Source organism: Acidovorax sp. GW835-FHT14G06, assembly GCF_058793595.1.
The window spans coordinates 238480-261872 of sequence record NZ_JBXAGA010000009.1 but is presented as its reverse complement, the minus strand read 5'-3'; the positions used below and the strand labels follow the sequence as shown (position 1 = coordinate 261872).

Here is a 23393-nt window from a genome sequence, read left to right as displayed (position 1 = left end):
GACTGCTGCGCCTTATTCGTTGGCGGTCACCAGGCCCATGTCTACGCTGGACATGAGCTTTTCAATATCAAGCAAGATCAACATGCGTTCGCCCACAGACCCTAGGCCCAAAATGCAGCTGTTATCGATGGCACTCTCGATATCGGGCGCCGACCGGATGCTTTCTGGTGTCAGCTCCATCACATCGCTCACGGAGTCCACCACGATGCCCACCACACGGTTGCGCAGGTTGAGGATGATGACAACCGTGAAACTGTTGTAGTCCGCCTGCGCGCAGTTGAACTTGATGCGCATGTCCACGATGGGAACAATCGTGCCGCGCAAATTGACCACGCCCTTGATGAAGTCCGGTGCGTTTGCAATGCGTGTAGGCGGCTCGTAACCCCGGATTTCCTGCACTTTCAGGATGTCAATGCCGTACTCTTCCTGGTCGAGGCGGAACGTTAGATATTCACGCGCCCCTGTGGGTGCAACGTCTGCAGTTTTACCGATCACACTCATAGTGCATTCTCCTTTCATGACGGCGCAGCGCTTCCGGAGCGCCCGCACCTGTATCTAGTGGCGCGCCCGGCGCACCAAGCCACCCGTGTCCAAAATCAAGGCCACGGTGCCGTCACCCAAAATGGTGGCGCCCGACACGTTGGGCACCTTGCGGTAGTTCGATTCCAGGTTCTTTACGACCACCTGATGCTGGCCGAGCAATTCATCCACCAGCAGTGCCACGCGGCTGCCGTCAGCCTCTACCACCACCATGATGTTGCTGGATTTGTTCAGGTCGAAGCGCGGAACCTGGAAGATCTTCTCCAGCGCGATGACTGGCATGTATTCGTCACGCACCTTGACCAGCTGAGAGCCTTGCGCCACGGTGCTGACATCATCCGCATTGACCTGGAACGATTCCACCACCGAAGACAGGGGAAGGATATAAACTTCCTCGCCCACGCCCACCGACATGCCGTCCATGATGGCGAGCGTCAGTGGCAGCCGCACGGACACCTTCATGCCGTAGCCTTCTGCAGAATCGATCTCTACCGAGCCATTGAGCGCTGCGATATTGCGCTTGACCACATCCATGCCGACACCGCGGCCAGACACATCGGTCACCTCGTCCGCAGTGGAGAAGCCAGGGGCAAAAATCAGCTGCCAGACGTCAGCATCACTCATCTGCTCCGACACCTCAATGCCCCGCTCTTGGGCCTTGCTGAGGATTTTCTCGCGCGACAGACCACGGCCATCATCGCGCACCTCGATCACGATCGAGCCGCCTTGGTGCGACGCCGACAGCGTGATGGTGCCGTGTTCGGATTTGCCCTTGGCAAGCCGGTCAGCAGGCATTTCAATGCCGTGGTCGCAGCTATTGCGCACCAGGTGGGTCAGCGGGTCGGTGATCTTTTCGACCAGTCCCTTATCCAGTTCGGTGGCCTCACCCAAAGTCACCAGCTCCACCTTCTTGCCCAGCTTGTTCGCCAGGTCTCGCAGCATGCGCGGGAAGCGGCTGAAAACGATGGACATCGGAATCATGCGGATCGACATCACGGACTCTTGCAGGTCGCGTGTGTTGCGATCCAGGTCCGCCAGCCCGGCCAGCAACTGCTGGTATGCACCGGCATCAAGCCCACGGCTGTTCTGCGCCAACATGGCCTGGGTGATCACCAATTCACCCACCAGATTGATCAGTTGATCGACCTTTTTCACGTCAACACGGATGGTCGTCGACTCCATCTGAGCCTGAATCGCCACCTTGGGCTCGGCAGCAGCCTTGGGCGCAGCTTTAGGAGCTTGCGGTACAGGCGCGTGCGCAGTTGCCGCTGCCTCGCCATGTGGCGCGCCAGGTGCACCGTTGAAGAATCCGTAAGGCGCTTCGCCCCCCGCAGCATCCACGGCAACCACAGCCTCATCATCGGTACCTGCGGCAGCTGCGTCGCTCGAAGCAGCTGCATCACGAATCAGCACCTGCTCCTTGGAAACATGGAAGGCAAACAGGTCCAGCAAATCGTCGTTGGTGGAGGTCGTTTCCACTGCAAAGACGCGCGTATTGGCTTGGCTGCCCTGCACATCGCGGATCGCCCCCAAGCCGGGAATATCACGGAACAACTCCTTGATCGCATCGGCTTGCTCGGGGCGGTCCAGAGGACCAATCTGGATTTCCAACTGCCGCGCCTGGCCTGACACAGCTGGAGAAGGCTTGGGCGCCGGAGCTGGAGCCGCCGCCACCGGCGCGGGGGCTGGAGGAGGCGGTGCAGCGACCACAGGTGCAGCATCGCTGGGCACCAAGCCTGCCGCCAAGTCACTGATGCGCCGAACCAAGGAGGTGGTGGAGACCGCCTCGCCCTGGCCACCAGCCTGATGGCGCGCCAGCAGGCTACGAGAAGCATCAGCAGACTCCAGCAGAACGTCCACCATCTGAGGGATTGGTTGCAGCTCGTGGCGGCGCAGGCGGTCGAGCAGAGACTCCATCTGATGGGTCAGCTCGGCCACATCAGAAAATCCGAAGGTGGCAGAGCCTCCCTTGATCGAGTGAGCGCAACGGAAGATGCCGTTAAGCTCTTCGTCGTTGGCACTGCTCAGGTCCAGATTCAGGAGCATCTGCTCCATCTGGTCGAGGTTCTCACCCGCTTCCTCGAAAAAGATCTGATAGAACTGGCTGAGATCGAAGTCAGCGCCTGCACCCGATCCTTCTTGGTAGGTTTCCGCCATGGTGGGCTCCTGTGTACTAAATGGTCTCAGTCAACCCGGCTCAGCGGATCACTTTCTGGATGACTTCGATCAGGCGATTCGGATCAAAAGGCTTTACCAACCACCCTGTGGCACCTGCAGTGCGTCCGGCCTGCTTCATCTGATCGCTCGACTCAGTCGTGAGGATGAGGATAGGGATCGTTTTGAACTTAGGGTGCTCGCGCAGTTTGCGAGTCAGGCCAATGCCGTCCAGGCGCGGCATGTTCTGGTCTGCCAGCACCAGGTCAATGTTGTGTGTCTCGGCTTTTTCGAGGGCATCTTGCCCGTCCACTGCCTCCACGACGTGGTAGCCGGCACCGGTGAGAGTGAACGACACCATTTTGCGCATGGAAGGTGAATCATCAACGGCAAGGATCGATTGCATGTATGGCTCCAACTGACTTGAATATATAAGGTAACCAGTGATGTGAACGTCAAAACAGGTCCACAGAACCTGCATCCATCTCGCTTTGGGTGACAGGGTTCGGCCTGTCGGGCGCCATCTCCGCAAAGGGCGCCGCATCTTCACCTTCTTCATGCCCCATGGCTTCCGAAGCCAGTCGGAAGGCACAGCCCTGCAGCACCTTGGTGGTATGCCATATCAATTGGGAGGCCATGTCCTGGAACTGCAGCTCAGTCACAGCGCTGCGCAGCGCCGTACGCGCAGCCACCAGCTCTGGCGAGTCCGCCACCACGGCATCTGTCAACATGGCGTTCGCCTCGCCAAACCGCTCCAGCAGATTGTCGGTGGCGTGGTTCAGCAAGCCTTCCAAGCGGTGCAAGTCGTGCATCACGACCAGCAAGGAGTCCTGCAGCTCTGCCGCCACCATGACGGGAACCTGGACAGCAGGTCCTCCAGGCGTTGTTAGCGTAGATTGCATCGTTTCTCCATCGCAGCACGTAGCAGCAAAACACGCAAATACACAGGACTACGATACATGCATCAGTAACCTGCCAAGGCCCCCGAGCAAACCGGAGCATCCGCGCCCATTGGACGCTGACGCACAAACCATCCCAACCGGACAAACACCCTTGTTTGTTCCAATTTGTATCCTATGATAGCGCTCCTATGGGCCCTGCAACATCAGACCAGACCCTTGAAATCCTGCATCTTGAAGATTCACCGGCCGATCACGAACTGGCAGCACGCGCCTTGCGTCGATCCGGGCTCCATTGCCACCTCCAGCGGGTGGATACCCTTTCAGAATTTCAAAGACTGACGGACAGCGGCAGCTTTGACATCATCCTTGCAGATTACCGCCTGCCCGGCTTTACCGCATTGGATGCGTGGGCCCATGTGGCGCAAAAACCGCATCACCCACCCTTTGTGCTGCTTTCGGGCGCCATCGGCGAACCTGCAGCAGTAGACGCCATGCGGCTCGGGGTGGCGGACTATCTGCTTAAAGACGACATCCAGCGCCTGCCCCATGTGATAGCACGGACTCTGGAGGTCCACGAGGCACGCAACGCGCGCGAGCAGGCCATTGCCGAGTTAGCTACATCACAGCGTCGCTTGGCCGAATTGGCCGAGCACCTGCAGACCTCCATTGAGCAAGAGCGTGCCGCCATCGCCCGCGAGATCCACGACGACATTGGTGGCGCCCTGACCGCAGTGCGCTTTGATGTAGCCTGGATCGGGCGACACAGTACCGATCCGGCCATGCAGGAACACGCCACATCGGCGGTGGACATGCTGCAACATGCGATTGGCGCCAGCCAGCGCATCATGATGAACCTACGCCCACCCATCCTGGAACAAGGGCTGGTGGCGGCTGTCCAGTGGCTGGCTACGGGCTTTGAGCGCAGGACCGGTATCCCCACGAGGCTGCAGAGCAGTAGCGAAACCATGGATACACCCACCGACATTCAACTGGTGGCGTACCGAACCGCCCAGGAAGCATTGACCAATATCTCCAAGCATGCACAGCCCAGCAAGGTAGACATTGAACTGTCTGACAAAGAAGGGGTATTGACCCTGGAGGTCGCTGACAATGGCCGTGGCATGAATGCGACAGTTCGCGACAAACCCAAGGCCTTTGGCCTCAAAGGCCTTCAAGAGCGAGCACGAACAGTAGGGGGATGGCTGGACATCAGCAGTCGCCCAGGTCAGGGCACATCGGTCATCCTGTCCGTCCCGCTACCATCTCCTTCCACATCCGCTCCAGGAGATGCCCAGTGATCCATGTCGTCTTGTGCGACGACCATGCCGTATTGCGGCGCGGCATTCGCGACACACTCGCCGAAGCCCCGGACATTCAGGTGACCGGCGAAGCGGGCGGGTATTCTGAGCTGCGCGATGTTCTGCGCACGGCCGCCTGTGATGTGCTGCTGCTGGACATGAACATGCCTGGACGCAGCGGCCTGGAAGTACTCGCCAGCCTGCGCGAGACCCACTCGACCATCAAGGTGCTGGTGGTTTCGATGTACCCCGAGGATCAATATGCACTGCGCTGCCTCAAGGCGGGAGCCCAAGGCTACGCTAACAAGGCTGGCGACCCGGTTGAGCTGATTGCGGCAGTACGCACGGTGATGCAGGGGCGCAAGTACCTTACCGCCGAAGTGGCCCAGATGCTGGCGGACAGCTTGGCCCAGCCCACGCCGGAGGTGCCCCATGCAGCGCTTTCCGAACGCGAACTGCAAACCCTGGTCAAGATTGCCTCGGGCCGACGCCTATCGGACATTGCCGATGAATTGATGCTGAGCCCCAAAACTGTGAGTGTGTACCGCTCACGGGTTCTTGAAAAACTGAAGCTTTCGAACAACGCCGAACTGACCGTTTACGCGATCCGCAACCAGCTGGTGTAGCCAGTGGTCCTACCTGCCGACAGAGAACAGATCCACGGCTTGCTGCATCAACGCCAGCACTGGCTGTTCCAGCATCGGCAATGTGGCTGCTATACCTAACATCCCCACCGTGAGCGTGACCGGGAAACCCACCGCATAGATATTCATTTGCGGTGCCACGCGCGAGATGATGCCCATGGTCAAGTTGACAAAGAGCAGCAGCGCAATCATGGGCATGGCAATCCAGAGCGCGCTGGAAAAGAGGGAAGCACCCAGCTCATACAACCGCATCTGCCCCAGCGCCTGCAGAAAATTGCCATCGACAGGAAAGCGGTCAAAACTCTTGATCACGGCCATCAATATCAACAAATGGCCATTGATGACAATGAAGAGCAGCATGGACATGTGGCCAAAGAAACGGGCCACAGCGCTGATCTGCCCGTTGGAGGTGGGATCAAAAAATGAAGCAAAGTTGAGCCCCATCTGCAGCCCAATGATTTCACCAGCCAGCTCGACAGCAGTGAACACAAGGCGAACCGAAAAGCCAATCGCCAGCCCTACAGCCACTTGCTGCGCCACCGTGCCCAGGGCCTCACGGCCGTTCACGCTGATGACAGGCTGCTCGCCCAGCACACCTTGCGCACACAAAGCCACCAAGAACGCGAGGCCGATCTTGACGCGCATGGGCACAACGCGCATGGAGAACACCGGAGCCACGGAGAACAAGGCTAGGACGCGCAAAAAAGGCCACAGGATGGGAGACAGCCACGCCATGATCTGTGCCTCGGAGAAAGTAATCACGCTCCCCCTCCGGTGACATAGCTGGGGCGCCTCGACGGAAACAGAGCAAGTGCCCCATGTGATGGTCGCTGGCGCAAGCGGCCCAACATTGTCGTCAGGCAACCAGATGCCCATATTGGCATGGCACTACCCAATCATCGAGGGTATCGATTCGATCGTCCTGCGAATGAAGTCCACCAGGGTACTGAGCATCCAAGGCCCCGCAATCGCAAACACCACCATGGCGGCAATCAGCTTGGGCACAAAAGCCAGCGTTGCTTCATGGATCTGCGTGACAGCCTGAAAAATACTGACCAACAACCCCACCGCCATGACCACCCCCAGCACAGGCATGGAAATCATCAGCAGCAAGGTGAGGGCATCACGTCCAATGGTCAGCACCATTTGTGAAGTCATGGGGGAATCCTTCAGGTGACAAAGCTGGCGGCCAGTGATCCGATCAGCAGATTCCAGCCATCTGCCAGCACAAACAGCATGAGCTTGAACGGCAATGCCACCAACACCGGCGACAACATCATCATGCCCAGCGACATCAGGATGCTGGACACCACCATATCGATAACGAGAAACGGGATGAAGATCATGAACCCGATCTGGAACGCCGACTTGAGCTCGCTGGTCACAAAGGCAGGCACCAGCACACGGATGGGTGCCGTCTCGGCCGTCACTTTGGGGTCAAGACGTGCCAATCTTGAAAAAAGCGCAAAGTCAGATTGCCGCGTCTGCTTGAGCATGAAGCTGCGCATGGGCGCCTCCGCCCTGTCCAGCGCCTGTTCGAAGCTGATCGTGTTGTTGGTGTAGGGAACGTAAGCGTCCTGGTACACACGATCCAGCGTCGGGCCCATGACAAAAAAGGTCAAGAACAACGACAGACCGATGATGACCTGGTTGGGCGGTGCCGACTGTGTCCCCAAGGCCTGACGCAGCAAGGACAAAACGATCACGATGCGGGTAAAGCCCGTCATCATCAGCAGAACTGCGGGCAAAAACGACAGCGCCGTGAAGAACAGCAAGGTCTGAATCGGCACCGAGTAGCTTGCGCCAGATGGCCCACTGCCCACTACCAGAGGCAGCGCGCCTGCGCTTTGGGCCCAAGCAGAGCTCTGCGCCAATACGGCCGCCACGGCAACGGCCCACGGCCACGCACGCCCCGCCATCCGCACGCCACGCCTTGCAAGTAAGGGGGCACGTTCAGACATGCGCGGACTTTCCAGAATCAGCGGCCGCAGTTCGCATCTCCTGAGCAAACGATGGCCCTGGTGCAAGTGGAGCATTCACCGAATCACCAGCCCCTTTGACCACCACTGGCAGCACGTGCAGGCAGCTGACCTGTTGCGCGGTGACACCCAGCACCAACCAAGTACGTGCATTTTCAGGTCCGACTTCCACCGTTACTACCCGCTGCTGAGGTCCGACGGCCACTGCCGACACCACACGTGACGCTGCCCCGACCGCCAGCGCCCCCGCGGACTGACGCTGCTGCAAGCGCCGCACAGCCCACGGAAGCAACGCCATGGCGCCAACAAAAAGCACCACGACGAGCAGTGTCTGCGTCATGCTCCCACTATCCACGACTCACCCGGCGCAAACGTTCCGACGGCGTGACCACATCGGTCAGGCGGATACCGAACTTGTCATTGACCACCACCACTTCGCCTTGGGCGATGAGGTATCCATTGACCAGCACGTCCATGGGCTCGCCAGCCAGTGCATCAAGCTCTACCACCGAGCCTTGCGCTAGCTGAAGAATGTACTTAATGGGCACCTTGGTGCGCCCCAACTCCACCGACAGCTGCACTGGAATATCCAGCACCATGTTGATGTCGTTGACGGTATCGCCACCCGCAGCGCCGGAAAATGGGCGCACAGGCTCGCCGGAAAGCGGCCCCCCCTGCTCTGCGTCCGCCGGCTTGTCGTCCGTCCGCTTCTGCTCTTCGAGCGCCTCGGCCCAACCCGCAAACGGGTCGTCCGCGCCTGCGTCCTTGTTGTCTTCTTCAGTTGCCATTCTTCTCTCCCAGCCAGCTCATGTCCGAAGTGCGCAGGCACTCTTCAATGCGGATGGCGTACTTGGAATTGTGGGTTCCATACTGGCATTCAAAAATTGGAACCCCTCCGATCGATGCACGAATGCGGGGCTCACGGTCCAGTTCGATGAAGTCACCCGGTTTCATGGCCAGCAGTTGCTCCACGGTGGCATCGGCCTTCGCCAGCTCCGCCACCAGCGTGACTTCTGCGGACTGGATTTCGCGCTTGAGCACGTTCACCCAGCGGCGGTCCACCTCAATGGAGTCGCCCTGCGTGGACGAATACAAAACATCGCGGATCGGCTCCAGCGTTGCATAGGGCATGCAGACGTGGATGGCGCCTGAAAGGTCGCCAATTTCCAGCTGGAAGGCGGTGGACACCACGATCTCGCTGGGTGTAGCTATATTGGCAAACTGGGGTTGCATTTCCGAGCGCTGGTATTCCAGTTCCAGCGGATAGATCCCTTGCCACGCCTTCTTGTACTCCGCGCAAATCACATCCACAAGCCGGTTGATGACGCGCTGCTCGGTGGGCGAAAAATCACGACCCTCAATGCGGGTCTGGAACTTGCCGACTCCGCCATACAAGGTGTCAATGATGCCGAAGACCAGCGACGGCTCGCAAACAATTAGTCCGCTGCCCCGCAACGGACGAATCGCCACGATGTTGAAATTCGTAGGCACCGCCAGCTCTCGCAGAAAAGCGCTGTAGCGTTGCACCGACACAGTACCCACCGAAATTTCGGGGCTGCGGCGGATGAAATTGAATAGCCCGATACGGAAGTTGCGCGCAAACCGCTCGTTGACGATTTCCATCGTCGGCATGCGGCCACGGACAATGCGCTCCTGGCTGGAAATGTCGTAATTGCGTACCGACCCCGCCTCGGCCACTTCCTCGACGGACTTCTGGCTCTCGCCAGTGACCCCTTCCAGAAGGGCATCAACCTCTTCCTGCGAAAGAAATGAATCGCTCATGGCTGGTCCTTACCCGGCTGGCTCATTGGATGATGAAGCTCGAAAAGAGCACCTTGCGCACCGGATTGCGCTCTGTGCGCTTGCGCGCGGCGGGGCGTTCCTCTGCATCTCCGTCCTGCTCAGCGGCAGCCGCAGCCTTTGCGCGCTCACGCTCTGAGGGCACCGAGTAGCCCAGAGGTCGCGAGACCTCGCGCAAGACATCAGTGGCCAGCTTTTCCTTGCCCTCGCGCTGCAGCAGCTCAGTGGACGTGCGTTGCGACACCAGCATCAGAATGCCACTGCGAATCGACGGCAGGTACTGCTTGACCTGTTCTGCCGTCTTAGCGTCTTCCAGCTCCAACGTAATGCCAATCTGCGCAAAGCGGTCACCACCCGGATCGGCCAGATTGACCACCATGTTTTCCATGGGCAGGAATGTGGGGGCGACTTTCGGAGCCTCCTTGTGTGCAGCAGGTGCACCGCCACCCTCTTCGTCCTCAGCGGCATGCGACCGACTGGAGATGAACCACGCTGCCGCACCACCTCCGATCACCAACACCGCCACCACCACGCCGATGATGATCAACAGCATCTTCTTGCTTTTGGCGGGCGCGGCTGCTGCGGGAGTATTGGCTGACACGATGGAATTCCTTGCGGTAGGGGACAGGCGGCACTGGCGCTATCAAAGTGCGAGCACAACCGGATAGCCCATTATGGGTCGGGGGTGCAACCAATAATAGCCAGAATAAAAGCCCAAAACCATGGCATTCACCGCGCTCGCCTGCACTGCTGGATGTGAACAGAACTGAGGACCGTCCACATCACCCTCGCACAATCAGACGAAGACATCCACAGCGCGGTCCGTGGCCCCACCACCGCGCGCCAGCAACGCACTGCCTGCGGGGGCAGCAGATACCACCCGCGCCTGGCGCGCACCACTCTGGGGACGCTGCTGCCTTTCCTCGCCACCACCCGCGCTGTCGCGCGCCGATGTACCCACCGACATGCCTGACAACACCAAGCCCTCGCTGCGCAACAAATCGCTCAACTGCGCCATGCTCTGGTCCAGCAGCTCCCGCGTCTGCTGCTGGTCACTGCGAAACGACACATGCGCTTCATTGCCCGACAGAGACACCGACACTTCCACCGGCTGACCATCGCGCTGCAGCGTCAATTCCGCGTTCTGAGTCTTCTGGTTCACCCAGTAGGCCACCTGCTCAGCCACCTGCTCCTCTGCGCCCAAAGCGTTAGGATCCGCCAACACCGCTGCATCGGCGAAATTGCCTGCCTCTACTGGCGATGCGCCCGATGCGCTCTCAGACCATGAGCCCCCATTTCCTGAGTTCTCACCGTTAGAACGCCCACCAGCGGAGAACTCCGGCGCGTGCGCCGAAGCAGCAGCGACCAACAAACCATCAGCAACAGGCGTGACACCTTCGACACCAGCAGATATTGAGGATGGCCCACCCGCGCGTTCGGAAGGTTGTGCCCCCGTCAATGAGGCCTGGGCAGCGCGCTCGGACACCGCCTGTGAGAGCGTAGCGGCCGTCGATAAGTGTCCCGATAAGTGTGGTTTCACCCCACCCAGCGCGCCTTGACCCACGCCGGCATCTCCCGAGCCTGAAAGCCCAGGACGGGGCGCCGCAACGCTCTGCAACCGAGAGAAGGTGCGACCAGCCGTTGACGTCGCGCTCAAAGGCTGCGCGTCCTTCAGGTCTGCAGCAGAGTCCAACATCGCCGTCTCTGCTACCAAGCCTTGGGGACGGCCAAATGGCGTCCACTCGACCCCCAAACCTGCTGGCGACGGCACTCCCCCCGCACCGAAGGCGGCGGTCAGGCGGGCACCTCCGTCCGTGCCGGCGGCGGCTGGAGGAGCGCCATCGGCGGGCACCATGCCCAACAACCCTTGCCATGCTGCCACCGCCGAGACATCTACAGCCGTGGACCCGACGTCAGGAAAGCCGTCCGCGGCGAGAACATCTGTTCCTACGGAGCTCAATACGCCCTCCTCCTCAGCCCCGCCCCCCAACGCCGCCAGCAGCGCCAAAAACCCTCCTCCAGCCGCAGGATCGCTAGCGTCTACGGCAGCAGGCTGGGACGCTGCCTTGCTGCGCGTCGTGTGGGCTGGCTGGGTGCCCTGGGAGGAAGCTACTTTGGTGGGTTCCATGTTCAATTCTCCTGGCCCGCGTTGCGATACTGCAGCGCGGCGCGTTCATCGGTCTGTTTCTGGTCCCTGCGCTGTTGCTGCCGGGCCAGGTCGTTGCGCCGCTTGTCTACCACCTTGCGCAAACTCGCCAAACGCAGCTCTGCATCCAGCAAAGCGCGCTGGGCAGCCTGCACCCGCGCAGACTGGTCTCCCACCACACCGGTCTGGATGCTGGCTGCATGACCCAGCCTGTCCATGAACTGGTAGTGGTGGTACATCACTTCGGGCTGCATGGCTGTGTTGGCCTTCACTCCCCAACGGGACTCGGTTTCACGGGCGTAGTCTTCCAGCTGACCGAGCTGCGCGCGCGCCGCCTGCTCGGCAGCCAGGGTGTCCTGCAGCACCTTGCGGGCGTCATCCCGCTTGCGGGAGGCCACTTCGACTGCGACAGAGAGGGCGTTGAGGTTGGACATGACGACTTACCCTGTCGTCCGTCAATGGTCCAGCACCGCCGCCATGGCGGCTACGCAGTGGTCCATGGAGGCTGCCTCGAACATGTCCTGCTGCAGAAAACCCGCCATCTGCGGCTGCAAGCGGATCGCCTCGTCCAACGCGGGGTCAGAGCCGCTCATGTACGCCCCCACCTGCACCAGGTCCCGGCTCTTCTGGTAACGTGAATACACTGCGCGAAACCGCCGCGCCAGGTCAAAATGCCCACGCGACACCACGTTGTGCATCACCCGCGATGCCGATTGCTCAATATCGATGGCCGGGAAGTGCCCGGTCTCTGCCAAGGCGCGTGACAACACAATGTGCCCGTCCAAAATGGCGCGCGCGGCATCCGCGATCGGATCCTGCTGATCATCGCCCTCCGACAGCACGGTATAGAACGCAGTGATGGAGCCCACACCATGCAGGCCATTGCCGCTGCGCTCGACCAGCTGTGGAAGTTTGGCAAAACATGACGGCGGATACCCCTTGGTCGCAGGCGGCTCGCCGATGGCCAAGGCGATTTCCCGTTGCGCCATTGCGTATCGGGTGAGTGAATCCATGAGCAGCAGCACATGCTGACCCTTGTCGCGGAAATGTTCGGCTACCGCCGTGGCATAGGCCGCGCCCTGCATGCGCAACAAGGGCGGCGCGTCAGCGGGAGCCGCCACCACCACCGACCGCGCACGGCCTTCCTCTCCCAGGATGTCTTCCACAAACTCCTTGACCTCGCGCCCCCGCTCGCCAATGAGCCCCACCACGATCACATCGGCCCGGGTATAGCGGGCCATCATGCCCAGCAGCACACTCTTGCCCACCCCAGAGCCCGCAAACAGCCCCAGCCGCTGACCACGCCCTACGGTCAGCAAGGCATTGATGGCGCGCACACCGGTATCCAAGGGCTCGCGCACCGGGTCCCGGTCCATGGCATTGATCTGCCGCCGCCCCATGGGTTCAGACACCACGTCCTGCACCGGCCCGCCATGGTCGAGAGGCAGGCCCTGGGCATCCACCACACGCCCCAGCAATCCGTCGCCCATCGGCAAACGCAGCACTCCGGCGCGTTGCACGGGCCGAGGAGGTTCGCCCAAGCGGGGCATGGGGACATAGGGCGCAGCTGGCACCACGCTGGCGCCACTGGACAGCCCATGGATGTCGCCAGCCGGCATTAAAAATGCACGGTCGGCAGAAAACCCCACAACCTCAGCCAACACCGGTGCGTGCCCCGGCATTTGCACCATGCATTGCGAGCCCACAGGTACGCGGATGCCCACCGCCTCCAGCACCAGGCCCGTCAGCCGGGTGAGCGTACCGCGCGTCTCCAGCGGCGCACCTTCGGCCACGCGCTCGCGCGCGTCGTCCATGAACCGGGTCCAGGCAGAAGCTGTGTCAACGGTCATCGCCATCCCCGCGCTCCCCGTCGTCCCAGGGCGACTGCAGCCCCAGCGACGCAATGACACGCTGCCATCGCTTGTCGATGCTGCCATCGACGACCGTGCCCGCAGACTCCACCAAGCAGCCCCCCGCAGGCACAGCGGCATCAGCCATCCACTGCACACCGGGCGCGTTGATCTCCTCGCGCAGAGGCACGGCCATGGCCTCCATGTCCACCGGATTGAGCCGCACGGTAGCTGGACGCCCCTCGCTCACCAGCATGCCAACGGCTTCCCGCACCACAGGCAGCAGGGCATTGGGGTTGACCGACAGCTCTTGGCGCACCACTTGGCGCGCGATGTCGCACGCCAGCTCGAGCACCTGCTGGGCCATCTGCTGCTGCATGTCGATCAGGCTCGCGTCCAACGTCTGCAGCACGCTCTGCAGGCGCTGCGCCGCCTCTTGCCCCTGCTGGGCAATGTATTCATCCATGCGGCGCTGCCACTCCAGAGCGGTCTGCGCCTGCCCTTGGGCAAAGCCTTCTGCATACGCATCGTCGCAGGCCTGCTGGAAAAGCGCCTGCTGTGCCGCCTCATCCAACTCGGCAGGTAGCTCCGCCACGGGCTCAGGCTCGGAATCAGGCTCCACCAGGTCGGATCCGTCTACTGCCGCAAACTTCCATTGTTTGAAGTCACCGACCTCCTCGCTGGGAATGAACCGCGAATAAGACCGCTGGTTAGACGAAGGCATCATCACCACCGCCTCCGATCACGATCTGGCCTTCGTCAGACAGGCGACGCACTGTCTTGAGGATTTCCTTCTGCTGCGCCTCGACCTCAGACAGCCGCATCGGGCCGCGCGATTCGAGGTCTTCGCGCAGCGCGTCGGCAGCACGCGAAGACATGTTGGAGAGGAATTTTTCCCGCAGTTCGGGAACCGCTCCTTTAAGGGCCACGATGAGGGTTTCGGATGCCACTTCCTTAAGTACCGTTTGAATGGCCTTGTCGTCGAGCTTGAGAACGTCCTCGAACACGAACATCTTGTCCATGATCTTCTGCGCCAGGTCGGGGTCGTAGCCCCGGATGGATTCGAGCACCACAGCGTCCATGTTGCCGCCCAGCAAGTTGATGATCTCTGCGGCAGCCTTGACGCCGCCCAGCGAACTCTTGCGGATCTTGTCCCCGCCCGCCAGCACCTTGAAAAGCACTTCGTTTAGGTCCTTGAGGGCCGTGGGCTGGATGCCTTCGAGCGTAGCCACGCGCAACAGGATTTCGCTGCGCTGACGGTCGGTCAGGTGCATGAGAATGCCCGACGCCTGGTCACTGTCCAGATGCACCAGGATGGCAGCAACGATCTGCGGGTGCTCGTTACGCAAAAGTTCGGCCACTGATAGCGGATCCATCCACTTGAGGCTCTCGATGCCCGAGACATCCCCCCCTTGCAAGATCCGGTCGATCAGCAGGCCGGCCTTGTCATCGCCCAGGGCACGCTTGAGCACGGCGCGCACGTAGTTGCCGGTATCGGACACCAGCAGGCTTTGGGCTGCAGCCGCGTTGGAGAACTTGTTGATGACCTCGTCCACCTTTTCGCGCGATACCGAGCGCATGCGCGCGATGGTCTCGCCCAGCTTCTGCACCTCTTTGGGCGAAAAATGCTTGAACACTTCCGCCGCCTCTTCTTCGCCGAGAGACATCAGCATGATGGCGGCATCGTGAAGTCCTTGGTCGTCCATGGTCGTCATCCGTGCAATCGGTGGCTAGACGGGCTCGCCGTTCAACCAAGTCTTGAGAATATTGGCTACAGCCACCGGGTTCTCCTTCGCAAGCACCCGCGCCTCCTCCAGCCGCAGCTGCTCCGGTGTGGCTGGCAGCATTTCGTCCTTCTTGCCAGGACCCGCAAGGGCCGGGCGCTCGGGGGTCTCGGCCTCCAGGGCATCCAGCTGGCCACCGGCTACAGACAGCGCCTCAGTCTTCACAATCTTGGGGCCCTTCAGCGCGGGACGCACCAAGCCCATCAGAACCAGGGCGGCAAACAGAACGGCTCCCACGGGCCAGGCAAAGGTCTTGGCCAGGTCCATCACTTCAGGCTGCTTCCAAAGTGGAATATCGGTGGTGGGCACCGCAGTGACCTGGAACGGTGTGTTCATCAAGTTGACTGAATCACCGCGCTCACGATTGAAGCCAATGGTCTCGCGCACCAGTGCGGTCATCTGCTCAATCTGCTCGGGGGTGAGTGCCTTGGTCACGGTCTTGCCCTTGTCTTCTGCAGACTGGTAATTGACCACCACAGCAGCACTTAGCCGCTTGACGGCTCCCGAGCTGCCGCGGACCACCTTCACCGTCTTGTCCACTTCGTAATTGGTGGTGGACTCACGCTTATTGGTCTGCTCCTCGGTACCCTGCTGGCCGCCCGCGTTGGGCGCTGGGTTGGCGCCGTTGATGGGCGCTGCCGACGGGGCTGGAGGCTGGTTGGCGACAGCACCAGGCACACCCGTCGCAGTCTTCGTTGCGCTGCCACGGCTTTCCAGCACCTGCTGGCTGCGCACGGCGCTGGAGTCTGGCGTCTGGTTGGGGCGGAATTGCTCGGAGGTGGACTCGGTCTGCGAGAAATCCACCTCGGCCGTTACCTGTGCCTTGACGTTGTCGCGGCCGACCACGGGCTCCAGAATGTCCATGATGCGGCGCGAATACTGCTGCTCCAGTTGCTGCACATACAAAAGCTGCTGGGCATTGATTTCAGCACCAGCCGTGCTGTCGGGCGATTGGGAGAGCAGCTTGCCCGTGTCATCCAGCACACTCACGGCAGACGGCGCCAGCTCTGGCACGCTGGAAGCTACCAGGTGCACGATGCCCGCGAGTTGGGCGCGGTCCAGGATGCGCCCGGGGTGCAGACTCACCAGCACCGAGGCTGAGGGTTTTTGCTGCTCACGGAAAAATCCGTTCTGGTTGGGTAACGCGAGGTGCACACGGGCACTTTGCACGGACGATAAGGCCTGGATGGACCGTGTGAGCTCCCCCTCCAGCCCGCGCTGGAAGTTCAGACGCTCCTGGAACTGCGTCATCCCGAATTTGTTGGACTCCATCAGCTCGAAACCCGCGACGGAGCCTTTGGGGAGGCCCTGCGTAGCCAGACGCAGGCGCACGTCATGCACGCGCTCGGCAGGAATCAGGATGGCGCCACCGCCCTCCGAATACTTGTAGGGCACATTCATTTGAGACAACTGGGCCACCACGGCCCCGCCATCCTTGTCGCCCAGATTGGAAAACAGCACCCGGTAGTCGGGCTGGCGCCCCATCACGACGGCCGCAACGGCAGCAGCCACCAGCAGCGCCACGCCCGCACCCAGCCGCATGCGCTGCGCCCTGTCAAGGGCGGACAGCCGCTGCAGCCAGTTGGGGCTGGCCGGCGTCGGTAGCGGATTGAGAGGGACTTCAGCAACAGCAGACATCTTGCTTTCCATTAAAGCAGGCCCTGCAACAGACCTAGCGTGGGTTCGATTATTCGGTCACGCCCCCCAAAATGTTCGCTGGATAAGCCATCCGTTTGGCCATCTATTCAGAGCGATGAATCCCGGGCCGGTAGCTAGGATACGCAGCATACCGCCATTCCCCTACGGATACCGCCATGGACCTTCGCATCTCCAGCTCAACCGCCCCGCTCACGGGCGCTGGCGTGGCGCGCCGTGCTGCAGCGCCGCAAACCACGGGCAATGAAGTCGGTTTCTCCGGCGCGCTCAAGGGCGCACTACAGTCAGTGAGTGCCGCGCAGAACAAGTCCTCCGAAATGCAGAAGGAGGTGCAAATGGAGAACCCCTCCGTGAGCCTGGAGGAAACCATGGTGGCCATTCAGAAAGCGCAAATCGGCTTTCAAGCCACACTGCACGTGCGCAATCGCATGGTGCAGGCGTACACCGACATCATGAACATGCAGGTGTGAGCTGCTGGCGAAGTATGAAGGCCCCGTTCTCAACGGGGCAGCTGTGTGGCGCTGCGCTGTGCCAACACAAGAAACTATATTTTCGATAGCAGCAAGGACATGCTGCACTAGCGCTTCAGGCACATTTAGTGCATTTTTTGATACAGAGGCGCTTGGCGGTCGAAGTGGCGACAGGTTCAGTACCGCGCACTTTGGCATCCCACTGGACGGTACCGCCCATCACCGCAGTGCTCCGCTCAACCGACAATCCAAGCCCTAACAAGCAACCACCCTTAACCGCTAGGCCACTGCCACACACAGCAGCAGCCCAGGAGCGTTGCACTGCCCGCACTCAGTGCATCATCTGGGGCTGCCCCTCGAACAGATGCTCGAACTGCGCAAGCCAGGGCTCTGCCAGGCAGCGGATCTGCGCATCGTTGCGCAAGATGCGCTGCATGATGCGGGTCTTTTCACGGCGGTGCTCGGGCAGCAACTCGTGCTCTTGCGACTTGAAGCGCAGCTGCTCAATCAGCACGGCACAGGCGCCTTCGTAGCGCACCACACCGTCCCAGTCCTTCAGCTTGGCAGCTTCCAGCATCTTGGCGCTGCTGTCTTCAATCGCCTTGTAATAGTCAATCAGCATGTGGGACATGATCATGCCTCCACCAGCACGGGCTGGCCCGAGGACGATGCTTCGGCAGCACTGGTACCCAATTTTTTGATTTCATTCCACCCGGTGGCCACGGGCTCGATCAGGCGCATGACTTCTTGCATCATGGCGTCGTCGTTGCGGGCATTGGCCAGAGTAAGGCGGTGGATGCAGTAGTCATAAAGCGCACCCAGGTTCTCCGCCAGTTCACCGCCATCGACCTTGTCGAGCGAGGTGCTCAACCCCTCTTCCAGAATTCGGATGGCCTTGGAAATGGCATTGACCTTGCCGAGCACATCACCGCGAGCCATAGAGCCGCGTGCTGTGGCAATGGAGTTGAGAACACCTTCATACAACAGGCTGACCAGCTGATGCTGGTCGATCGTGTGCATGCTGGTCTCTACGTTGATGCGCTGGTAAGCGTTGGCTGCACGGGGGCTGTAGGCGCTGAACATGCTGACAATCCTTCCGAGGTATTACTCAAGTTATCGGCTAGCGCCAGAAAAACTAAAGCCCCTGATTAACCGTTTGATTTGTTCCAAGCAGTGACCTGCTGGGCGATGTACGCGTTCAGGCCATTCAAACTGCTCAACTGGGTATCCAGCGCGTTGTAGCGCTGCGTGATGCGCTTTTCAAATGCATCGACCTTCTCATTCACCCGCGTCTGGTCTTGGCTGTTGCGCTTCAGACTCAACTGCAAGGTGGCATCCTTGGATTTGAAAAAACCGTCATTCGACAGAAGGTTGGTCGTCAGCGCCTTCAGTTGCACAGCAATGCCGTCGGCAGAACCACCTCCCGTGCTCCGGAACAGGTTCTTCACATCATCAGGATTTTCGGACAGGGCTTTGTTGAGCTTGGTGGAGTCGACCGCCAGATCACCACCCAACTGTTGAGTAATACCAATGTCCGCCAGCCGCTGAAAGGCCCCGCCCCCTGTGGTGACCGATTGGATGGCGTTGCGCAGGGAGCTTTGCAGGGCCACGGCCGTTGAATCGCCCTGCAACAACCCCGCCGACTTGGTGGCAGCGTCGTACTTGGTGGCATCCTGCAACAGTTGGTTGATGGCGTTGTAGGCTTTCACGAATCCATCAATGTTGGACTGGATCGCAGAATTATCTTTGCTCACCGTGACTTCAATAGGCGCAGTCGTCACCTGTTCAGCCTTGAAAGTCACGCCCGAGATCGTGGACGCAAACGTGTTGGTTGCCGAAGACACGGCAATACCGTTGACCGTGGCCTTGGCATTGGCGGCCGCCTGCGTGACCGTGGAGCCGTTGACCAGGCGCGACAGGCCAGTGGCGTCGGTGTTGCCCGCACTCTGGGGATCCGTATCAGCGCCTTCCATCACGCTCAGGCGAAACCCGAATTCTTCACCAGTGCTCTTACTGCGCAGCAGCAAGCGCTCACCCGAAGCATCACTGAGTACCGACGCCGTTACCCCAGCATTGGCGCCATTGATCTTGCTGGCCACGTCCGACAGCTTGTCGCTCGCGCTGATGGCGATATCGACGGGCTGGCCGCTGCCAGGCGTGAACGACGCGGGTGCGACACTCCATTTGCCCAGTTCGAGGCGCAGCGTGCCAGCCCCAAGCGCACCACCTACAGGCAGCAATGCTGCCGACGCCGTGGCCTGCGCCTTGGCAAGGCTTTGGACCTCCACACTGAACGTTGTGGGCAGCGTGCCCCCAACGGCAGTGGCGGAAACATATTTTGAGTCGGATGACGCGGTAGCCACACCATTCCAACCGGTCACGCTGGTGAGCTTGCCCGCTGCGTCCTGCAGCGTAGATACCAAGGACTTGATCTGTCCAAAGGCGGAAATCTTGGTGTTGACTGTGGCCGCCTGCAGCTTGAGCGTGTCCAGGGGCTTTTTTTCCAGAGCGACGAGCTGGGAGATGATGCTTTTGACATCAAGTCCATTCGTGCCGACACCTGGGGATGAAATGGTTGCCATACAAACCTCCTGAACTGGTCCAACGGAAATTATGGCGCCGAACGGCGATCAAGAACGTCCGTAAACACGCCAGGAAACCCGTCTTATCCAGCGGTCCTGGCACCCGCCTTCCAAAAAGCCAAAGGGCGGCGACAGAAATCTGCCGCCGCCTGAGGTTCGCCAGGGCGCTGCAACGCCCTGGCTGCCTGCCATGCCCGCCGCTTAACGCAGCAGGGCCAACACACCTTGGGGCAGCTGGTTGGCCTGGGCCACCATTGCCGTACCAGCCTGTTGCAAGATCTGGGCACGCGACAGGTTGGCCGTTTCTGCGGCGAAGTCGGCATCCAGAATACGCGAACGCGAGGAAGAAAGGTTTTCCGACGTCACTTGCAGGTTGCTGATCGACGTTTCAAAGCGCGATTGCAGAGCACCGAGCTTGGCACGCTCACCGTTGATGAAGGCCAGGGCCGAGTCCACGGTCTTCAGTGCATTGGTGGCATTGCTGAACGTGGTCACATCCAGATTGGCCACCGTTTGCAGGGCCGAACCACCATTGTCCAGCTGGTTGCTGGTTGAAGTGATGGCGAAAGACTTTTCCGAGTCCAGCGTGATGTAGCCACCAGTGTTAACGTTTTCCACCGTTGCGGCAGCAGAGCTCAGGGTCGTCGTGCCGCCGTTGGCCGCTCCAGCTGCGTCGTAACCGGTGACCGTTACGTTGGCCGCGTTGGCATTGGCCGTATCGCCCACCACGATGTTGTTACCCGTGGCATTGGTCAGAACGATCTGGCTGCCGTCGGAACTCAGAGAAGCATTGATACCGGTCTTGGCAGACTGGTCGTTGATAGCGGACACAGCGGCCGACAGGCGGTCCGTGCCGGTGGCGGAGGTCAACGTGAAGGACACGGTACGTGCAGCGCCGACGTTGTCACCTTCCAGCGTCAGCGAGTAAGAGCCGACAGCCGCCATACCACCCAGGCGCACTTCGGTACGGGCCGTGGCGGTCACACCAGTATCTGCCTTCAGGGCATTGATCTGGTCGGCCGTAGCCTTGGCCGTGGCGCTAGCAGCCACAGTCAGCGTACCGGTGCCCAGTGCTCCACTAATGGCCACGGTGCCTGTGGTCACACCGTTGGTGCCTGCTGTGGCCTGGGTGGCCGATGCGCCAATGCCCGAGCCGTTGGAGGCGACGTTCTGGTTGTTGCCGTACACGCTGGTGCGCAGATTGCCCGTGGCAGCCACGATGGTCTGGTTGGCATTGGCACCCACTTGGAACTGCTGCGTGCCGAAGCTGCCGTCCAGCAGCTTGGAACCGTTGAATTCAGTGGTTTGCGAGATGCGGTCCAGTTCGGACACCAGCTGGCCCACTTCCTGCTGCAGGGCCTGGCGGTCGCCGGCGCTGTTGGAGGCGTTGGCCGATTGCACAGCCAGTTCACGCACCCGTTGCAGGATGTCGCCGGAAGCCTTCAAGGCGCCTTCAGCGGTTTGCGCCAGGGAGATACCGTCGTTGGCATTGCGAACTGCCTGGTTCAGGCCACGGATCTGGCTGGTGAAGCGCTCGGAAATCGCCAGACCAGCAGCGTCATCCTTGGCGCTGTTGATGCGCAGGCCAGACGACAGGCGCTGAATGGACGTATTGAGAGAAGTCTGGCTCATACCCAGGTTGCGTTGGGCTGTGAGCGAAGCGATGTTGGTATTGATGGTGGAAGCCATTGCAAATCTCCTGAAAGAACTGACTGAATATGGCGTTGCCGCCAGCCGGGGGCGCCAGCACCGCGCTGGCCTCCTGGGTTCCCAGTGCTGCAGGCCATCTGGTGAACGGCGGGCCGCTTACGGACCGTTGCAATTGTTTTCGGGTCGCCGCCGGAAAACTTGAGGGGCAAACGCACAAGTTGCGCGACTTTTTTGCCGCTTATCTCCCCTACACCAGAAATCAGCGTCTCCACAATCCATCCATCGTTCCCCCATTGACAGCCGGACGGGTGCGCTTGAACCGGCAAACAGATCCGTCTCGCGACGTTAAGGAGTTTCGCCATGGCAGCAACCATCAACACCAACATCAGCTCGCTGACTGCGCAGCGCAATCTGGGCACCAGTCAGATGTCGCTCAACTCAGCCATCCAGCGCCTGTCGTCTGGCCTGCGCATCAACAGCGCCAAGGATGACGCTGCTGGTCTGGCGATTTCCGAGCGCTTCACCAGCCAGATCCGTGGCCTGAACCAGGCTGTTCGCAATGCGAACGACGGGATTTCGCTGGCACAGGTAGCTGAAGGTGCAATGGGGTCGGCGGGCAACATTTTGCAGCGGGTCCGTGAACTGGCAGTGCAGTCGGCCAACGCCTCCAACAGCGCTGGCGACCGCCAGGCCCTGCAACAGGAAGTCGGCCAATTGGTGGCAGAACTTGACCGGATTTCGCAAACCACCGAGTTCAACGGCCAGAAATTGCTGGACGGCACCTTTGGTACGCAACAGTTCCAGGTGGGCGCCAACGCCAACCAGACCATTGTGGCGGCCTCAGCCAATCTGCGCACCAGCGTGTACGGCAACAACCAGAACGTCGCCTCCAACGGCTCGGGCATTGGCGCATCGGCCACCCAGGCCACAGCAGGCACCAACGGCGTGACTACCGGCTCGGTAGCCGTCAGCGGCTACCTGGGCACTGGCACCCTGACGGTGGCTGCAAGTGCTACCGCCAAAGCCACCGCCGACCAGATTAATGCACTACAGGCCACCACTGGCGTGACCGCCACAGCCCGCACCGAAGTGCGCCTGGGTGGCATGGCGGCGGCTGGGTCCTATTCGTTGACGCTGGAAGGTGACAACGTCGGCAGCCCCCGCACCATTTCATTCACGCTGGTCGCAGGCACGGGGACCGACCGCCTCTCCCCAGCCGTGTCGGCCATCAACGAGCAATCGGCCAAGACAGGCATCAATGCCTCGCTCAACTCCGACGGCACACAGATCATCCTGACCAACGCTACGGGCAACAACATCGTGATCGGTGACACCGTCAACGCCAACGCGGGCGCCGTGACCGTGACCGGCTACGATGCAGCCGGTGCCAGCAACGGCGCGACCCAGACGCTCGCGGCCGACGCCAACGTGGAGTTCATCAACACGGGCGGCTACATCACGCTGGACTCCGAAAAGTCCTTCGCCGTGACCTCGGCCAGCAACCAGCTGGACAACGGTGGCTCCTCGCTGCACACGGTGGCCAACCTGGACGTGACCACTTTCACCAACGCCACCGACGCGCTCAAGACCGTAGATTCGGCCCTGGCCTTCATCAACGGTGAACGTGCCAAGCTCGGCGCCCTGCAATCGCGCTTCGAAACCAGCATCTCCAGCTTGCAGATCACGTCTGAGAACCTGTCCGCATCGCGTTCGCGCATCCAGGACGCAGACTTCGCGGCCGAAACAGCCAACTTGTCGCGTGCTCAGATCCTGCAACAGGCCGGTACGGCGATGGTGGCCCAGGCCAACCAGATCCCGCAGGGCGTGCTGTCTCTGCTCAAGTAAGCCATTGGCCCCGCCCGTACTGCGTGCGATGCAGCAAAAACACGAAACAAAGGGGCCCATCGGGCCCCTTTGCACATGGCACACTGCCACCCC

The 23393-nt window shown here is 60.7% G+C and carries 25 protein-coding genes; 4 read left to right on the top strand and 21 right to left on the bottom strand.

What is annotated here, in order from left to right; all coding sequences use genetic code 11:
• Positions 1 to 12 precede the first annotated feature (12 nt).
• Genes AC1Q64_RS17790 through AC1Q64_RS17775 form a run of 4 tightly spaced genes read right to left on the bottom strand, consistent with a single transcriptional unit; the run spans position 13 to position 3596 of the window.
• Positions 13 to 501 (bottom strand): chemotaxis protein CheW, encoded by a 489-nt coding sequence (locus AC1Q64_RS17790; RefSeq protein ID WP_492252232.1) that lies wholly within the window; start codon positions 499 to 501, stop codon positions 13 to 15.
• A 54-nt stretch (positions 502 to 555) separates the two neighbouring features.
• Positions 556 to 2697, bottom strand: coding sequence for a chemotaxis protein CheW (locus AC1Q64_RS17785; protein ID WP_291435201.1), 2142 nt, complete (start codon positions 2695 to 2697; stop codon positions 556 to 558).
• Positions 2698 to 2737: 40 nt separating this feature from the next.
• Entirely contained in the window at positions 2738 to 3100 is a 363-nt protein-coding gene (locus tag AC1Q64_RS17780; RefSeq protein WP_015015796.1) for a response regulator, read from the bottom strand.
• Positions 3101 to 3149: 49 nt separating this feature from the next.
• Positions 3150 to 3596, bottom strand: a complete 447-nt coding sequence (locus AC1Q64_RS17775; RefSeq protein ID WP_056065760.1) for a hypothetical protein — start codon at positions 3594 to 3596, stop codon at positions 3150 to 3152.
• A 188-nt stretch (positions 3597 to 3784) separates the two neighbouring features.
• On the opposite strand from AC1Q64_RS17775, the gene AC1Q64_RS17770 reads away from it, so the two are divergent.
• Both AC1Q64_RS17770 and AC1Q64_RS17765 read left to right on the top strand, forming a co-directional pair.
• Complete coding sequence (locus AC1Q64_RS17770) at positions 3785 to 4894, top strand: hybrid sensor histidine kinase/response regulator (protein ID WP_291435220.1); 1110 nt, start codon at positions 3785 to 3787, stop codon at positions 4892 to 4894.
• A complete protein-coding gene (locus AC1Q64_RS17765; protein ID WP_492252231.1) occupies positions 4891 to 5520 on the top strand; it encodes a response regulator in 630 nt (209 codons plus the stop codon). Before AC1Q64_RS17770 ends, AC1Q64_RS17765 begins: the two co-directional genes overlap by 4 nt.
• A 9-nt stretch (positions 5521 to 5529) precedes the next feature.
• On the opposite strand, the gene fliR is transcribed toward AC1Q64_RS17765, so the two are convergent.
• From fliR to fliF, 13 genes are all read right to left on the bottom strand, one after another.
• A complete protein-coding gene (gene fliR, locus AC1Q64_RS17760; protein WP_291435196.1) occupies positions 5530 to 6300 on the bottom strand; it encodes a flagellar biosynthetic protein FliR in 771 nt (256 codons plus the stop codon).
• Between the two features lie 126 nt (positions 6301 to 6426).
• Positions 6427 to 6696 carry a flagellar biosynthesis protein FliQ gene (gene fliQ / locus AC1Q64_RS17755; protein ID WP_015015801.1) on the bottom strand — a complete coding sequence of 90 codons (270 nt, stop codon included), beginning with the start codon at positions 6694 to 6696 and terminating at the stop codon, positions 6427 to 6429.
• A gap of 11 nt (positions 6697 to 6707) precedes the next feature.
• Positions 6708 to 7457, bottom strand: a complete 750-nt coding sequence (gene fliP / locus AC1Q64_RS17750; protein WP_291435218.1) for a flagellar type III secretion system pore protein FliP — start codon at positions 7455 to 7457, stop codon at positions 6708 to 6710.
• Positions 7458 to 7491: 34 nt separating this feature from the next.
• On the bottom strand, positions 7492 to 7857 hold the full coding sequence (locus tag AC1Q64_RS17745) for a FliO/MopB family protein (protein ID WP_291435191.1): 366 nt from the start codon (positions 7855 to 7857) through the stop codon (positions 7492 to 7494).
• A gap of 7 nt (positions 7858 to 7864) precedes the next feature.
• Positions 7865 to 8305, bottom strand: coding sequence for a flagellar motor switch protein FliN (fliN, locus tag AC1Q64_RS17740; protein ID WP_492252230.1), 441 nt, complete (start codon positions 8303 to 8305; stop codon positions 7865 to 7867).
• Positions 8295 to 9299, bottom strand: coding sequence for a flagellar motor switch protein FliM (fliM, locus tag AC1Q64_RS17735; protein ID WP_291435187.1), 1005 nt, complete (start codon positions 9297 to 9299; stop codon positions 8295 to 8297). Before fliM ends, fliN begins: the two co-directional genes overlap by 11 nt.
• Before the next feature lie 22 nt (positions 9300 to 9321).
• Positions 9322 to 9918 carry a flagellar basal body-associated FliL family protein gene (locus AC1Q64_RS17730; RefSeq protein WP_291435185.1) on the bottom strand — a complete coding sequence of 199 codons (597 nt, stop codon included), beginning with the start codon at positions 9916 to 9918 and terminating at the stop codon, positions 9322 to 9324.
• Positions 9919 to 10113: 195 nt separating this feature from the next.
• Entirely contained in the window at positions 10114 to 10542 is a 429-nt protein-coding gene (locus AC1Q64_RS17725) for a flagellar hook-length control protein FliK (RefSeq protein ID WP_492252229.1), read from the bottom strand.
• Positions 10543 to 11447: 905 nt separating this feature from the next.
• Positions 11448 to 11897 carry a flagellar export protein FliJ gene (locus tag AC1Q64_RS17720; protein ID WP_291435181.1) on the bottom strand — a complete coding sequence of 150 codons (450 nt, stop codon included), beginning with the start codon at positions 11895 to 11897 and terminating at the stop codon, positions 11448 to 11450.
• Positions 11898 to 11918: 21 nt separating this feature from the next.
• Positions 11919 to 13313 (bottom strand): flagellar protein export ATPase FliI, encoded by a 1395-nt coding sequence (gene fliI / locus AC1Q64_RS17715; RefSeq protein WP_291435216.1) that lies wholly within the window; start codon positions 13311 to 13313, stop codon positions 11919 to 11921.
• On the bottom strand, positions 13303 to 14040 hold the full coding sequence (locus tag AC1Q64_RS17710) for a FliH/SctL family protein (protein WP_492252228.1): 738 nt from the start codon (positions 14038 to 14040) through the stop codon (positions 13303 to 13305). The genes fliI and AC1Q64_RS17710 overlap by 11 nt, the downstream gene beginning before the upstream one ends.
• Positions 14024 to 15019 (bottom strand): flagellar motor switch protein FliG, encoded by a 996-nt coding sequence (gene fliG, locus AC1Q64_RS17705; protein ID WP_056065732.1) that lies wholly within the window; start codon positions 15017 to 15019, stop codon positions 14024 to 14026. Before fliG ends, AC1Q64_RS17710 begins: the two co-directional genes overlap by 17 nt.
• Positions 15020 to 15043: 24 nt before the next feature.
• The gene (gene fliF / locus AC1Q64_RS17700) at positions 15044 to 16735 is read right to left on the bottom strand and encodes a flagellar basal-body MS-ring/collar protein FliF (protein WP_291435176.1); all 1692 of its coding nucleotides are present in this window, start codon (positions 16733 to 16735) and stop codon (positions 15044 to 15046) included.
• 176 nt (positions 16736 to 16911) lie between these two features.
• Here fliF and fliE point away from each other — a divergent pair, with 176 nt between their 5' ends.
• Positions 16912 to 17223: a flagellar hook-basal body complex protein FliE gene (fliE, locus tag AC1Q64_RS17695; protein WP_056065729.1), complete on the top strand. Its 312-nt coding sequence runs from the start codon at positions 16912 to 16914 to the stop codon at positions 17221 to 17223.
• 331 nt (positions 17224 to 17554) lie between these two features.
• Here fliE and AC1Q64_RS17690 read toward each other — a convergent pair whose 3' ends face one another.
• From AC1Q64_RS17690 to AC1Q64_RS17675, 4 genes are all read right to left on the bottom strand, one after another.
• Positions 17555 to 17854 (bottom strand): flagellar protein FliT, encoded by a 300-nt coding sequence (locus AC1Q64_RS17690; RefSeq protein WP_007860919.1) that lies wholly within the window; start codon positions 17852 to 17854, stop codon positions 17555 to 17557.
• Between the two features lie 2 nt (positions 17855 to 17856).
• Positions 17857 to 18306, bottom strand: coding sequence for a flagellar export chaperone FliS (gene fliS / locus AC1Q64_RS17685; RefSeq protein ID WP_492252227.1), 450 nt, complete (start codon positions 18304 to 18306; stop codon positions 17857 to 17859).
• Positions 18307 to 18371: 65 nt separating this feature from the next.
• Positions 18372 to 19805, bottom strand: coding sequence for a flagellar filament capping protein FliD (gene fliD, locus AC1Q64_RS17680; protein WP_492252226.1), 1434 nt, complete (start codon positions 19803 to 19805; stop codon positions 18372 to 18374).
• Positions 19806 to 20006: 201 nt separating this feature from the next.
• A complete protein-coding gene (locus AC1Q64_RS17675; protein ID WP_291435166.1) occupies positions 20007 to 21494 on the bottom strand; it encodes a flagellin N-terminal helical domain-containing protein in 1488 nt (495 codons plus the stop codon).
• Positions 21495 to 21815: 321 nt separating this feature from the next.
• On the opposite strand from AC1Q64_RS17675, the gene AC1Q64_RS17670 reads away from it, so the two are divergent.
• The gene (locus AC1Q64_RS17670) at positions 21816 to 23300 is read left to right on the top strand and encodes a flagellin N-terminal helical domain-containing protein (RefSeq protein ID WP_291435165.1); all 1485 of its coding nucleotides are present in this window, start codon (positions 21816 to 21818) and stop codon (positions 23298 to 23300) included.
• Positions 23301 to 23393 lie beyond the last annotated feature (93 nt).

Bases quoted from the DNA above. Each gene is read 5' to 3' on its own strand.
- AC1Q64_RS17675 (WP_291435166.1), bottom strand. From the start codon at position 21,494: ATGGCTTCCACCATCAATACCAACATCGCTTCGCTCACAGCCCAACGC.
- fliD (WP_492252226.1), bottom strand. From the start codon at position 19,805: ATGGCAACCATTTCATCCCCAGGTGTCGGCACGAATGGACTTGATGTC.
- AC1Q64_RS17790 (WP_492252232.1), bottom strand. From the start codon at position 501: ATGAGTGTGATCGGTAAAACTGCAGACGTTGCACCCACAGGGGCGCGT.
- AC1Q64_RS17785 (WP_291435201.1), bottom strand. From the start codon at position 2,697: ATGGCGGAAACCTACCAAGAAGGATCGGGTGCAGGCGCTGACTTCGAT.
- fliF (WP_291435176.1), bottom strand. From the start codon at position 16,735: ATGTCTGCTGTTGCTGAAGTCCCTCTCAATCCGCTACCGACGCCGGCC.
- AC1Q64_RS17775 (WP_056065760.1), bottom strand. From the start codon at position 3,596: ATGCAATCTACGCTAACAACGCCTGGAGGACCTGCTGTCCAGGTTCCC.
- AC1Q64_RS17745 (WP_291435191.1), bottom strand. From the start codon at position 7,857: ATGACGCAGACACTGCTCGTCGTGGTGCTTTTTGTTGGCGCCATGGCG.
- fliP (WP_291435218.1), bottom strand. From the start codon at position 7,457: ATGGCGGGGCGTGCGTGGCCGTGGGCCGTTGCCGTGGCGGCCGTATTG.
- fliG (WP_056065732.1), bottom strand. From the start codon at position 15,019: ATGGACGACCAAGGACTTCACGATGCCGCCATCATGCTGATGTCTCTC.
- AC1Q64_RS17780 (WP_015015796.1), bottom strand. From the start codon at position 3,100: ATGCAATCGATCCTTGCCGTTGATGATTCACCTTCCATGCGCAAAATG.
- AC1Q64_RS17690 (WP_007860919.1), bottom strand. From the start codon at position 17,854: ATGTCCCACATGCTGATTGACTATTACAAGGCGATTGAAGACAGCAGC.
- AC1Q64_RS17670 (WP_291435165.1), top strand. From the start codon at position 21,816: ATGGCAGCAACCATCAACACCAACATCAGCTCGCTGACTGCGCAGCGC.
- AC1Q64_RS17770 (WP_291435220.1), top strand. From the start codon at position 3,785: ATGGGCCCTGCAACATCAGACCAGACCCTTGAAATCCTGCATCTTGAA.
- fliM (WP_291435187.1), bottom strand. From the start codon at position 9,299: ATGAGCGATTCATTTCTTTCGCAGGAAGAGGTTGATGCCCTTCTGGAA.
- fliQ (WP_015015801.1), bottom strand. From the start codon at position 6,696: ATGACTTCACAAATGGTGCTGACCATTGGACGTGATGCCCTCACCTTG.
- fliN (WP_492252230.1), bottom strand. From the start codon at position 8,305: ATGGCAACTGAAGAAGACAACAAGGACGCAGGCGCGGACGACCCGTTT.
- AC1Q64_RS17720 (WP_291435181.1), bottom strand. From the start codon at position 11,897: ATGTCCAACCTCAACGCCCTCTCTGTCGCAGTCGAAGTGGCCTCCCGC.
- fliI (WP_291435216.1), bottom strand. From the start codon at position 13,313: ATGACCGTTGACACAGCTTCTGCCTGGACCCGGTTCATGGACGACGCG.
- AC1Q64_RS17710 (WP_492252228.1), bottom strand. From the start codon at position 14,040: ATGATGCCTTCGTCTAACCAGCGGTCTTATTCGCGGTTCATTCCCAGC.
- fliS (WP_492252227.1), bottom strand. From the start codon at position 18,306: ATGTTCAGCGCCTACAGCCCCCGTGCAGCCAACGCTTACCAGCGCATC.
- fliE (WP_056065729.1), top strand. From the start codon at position 16,912: ATGGACCTTCGCATCTCCAGCTCAACCGCCCCGCTCACGGGCGCTGGC.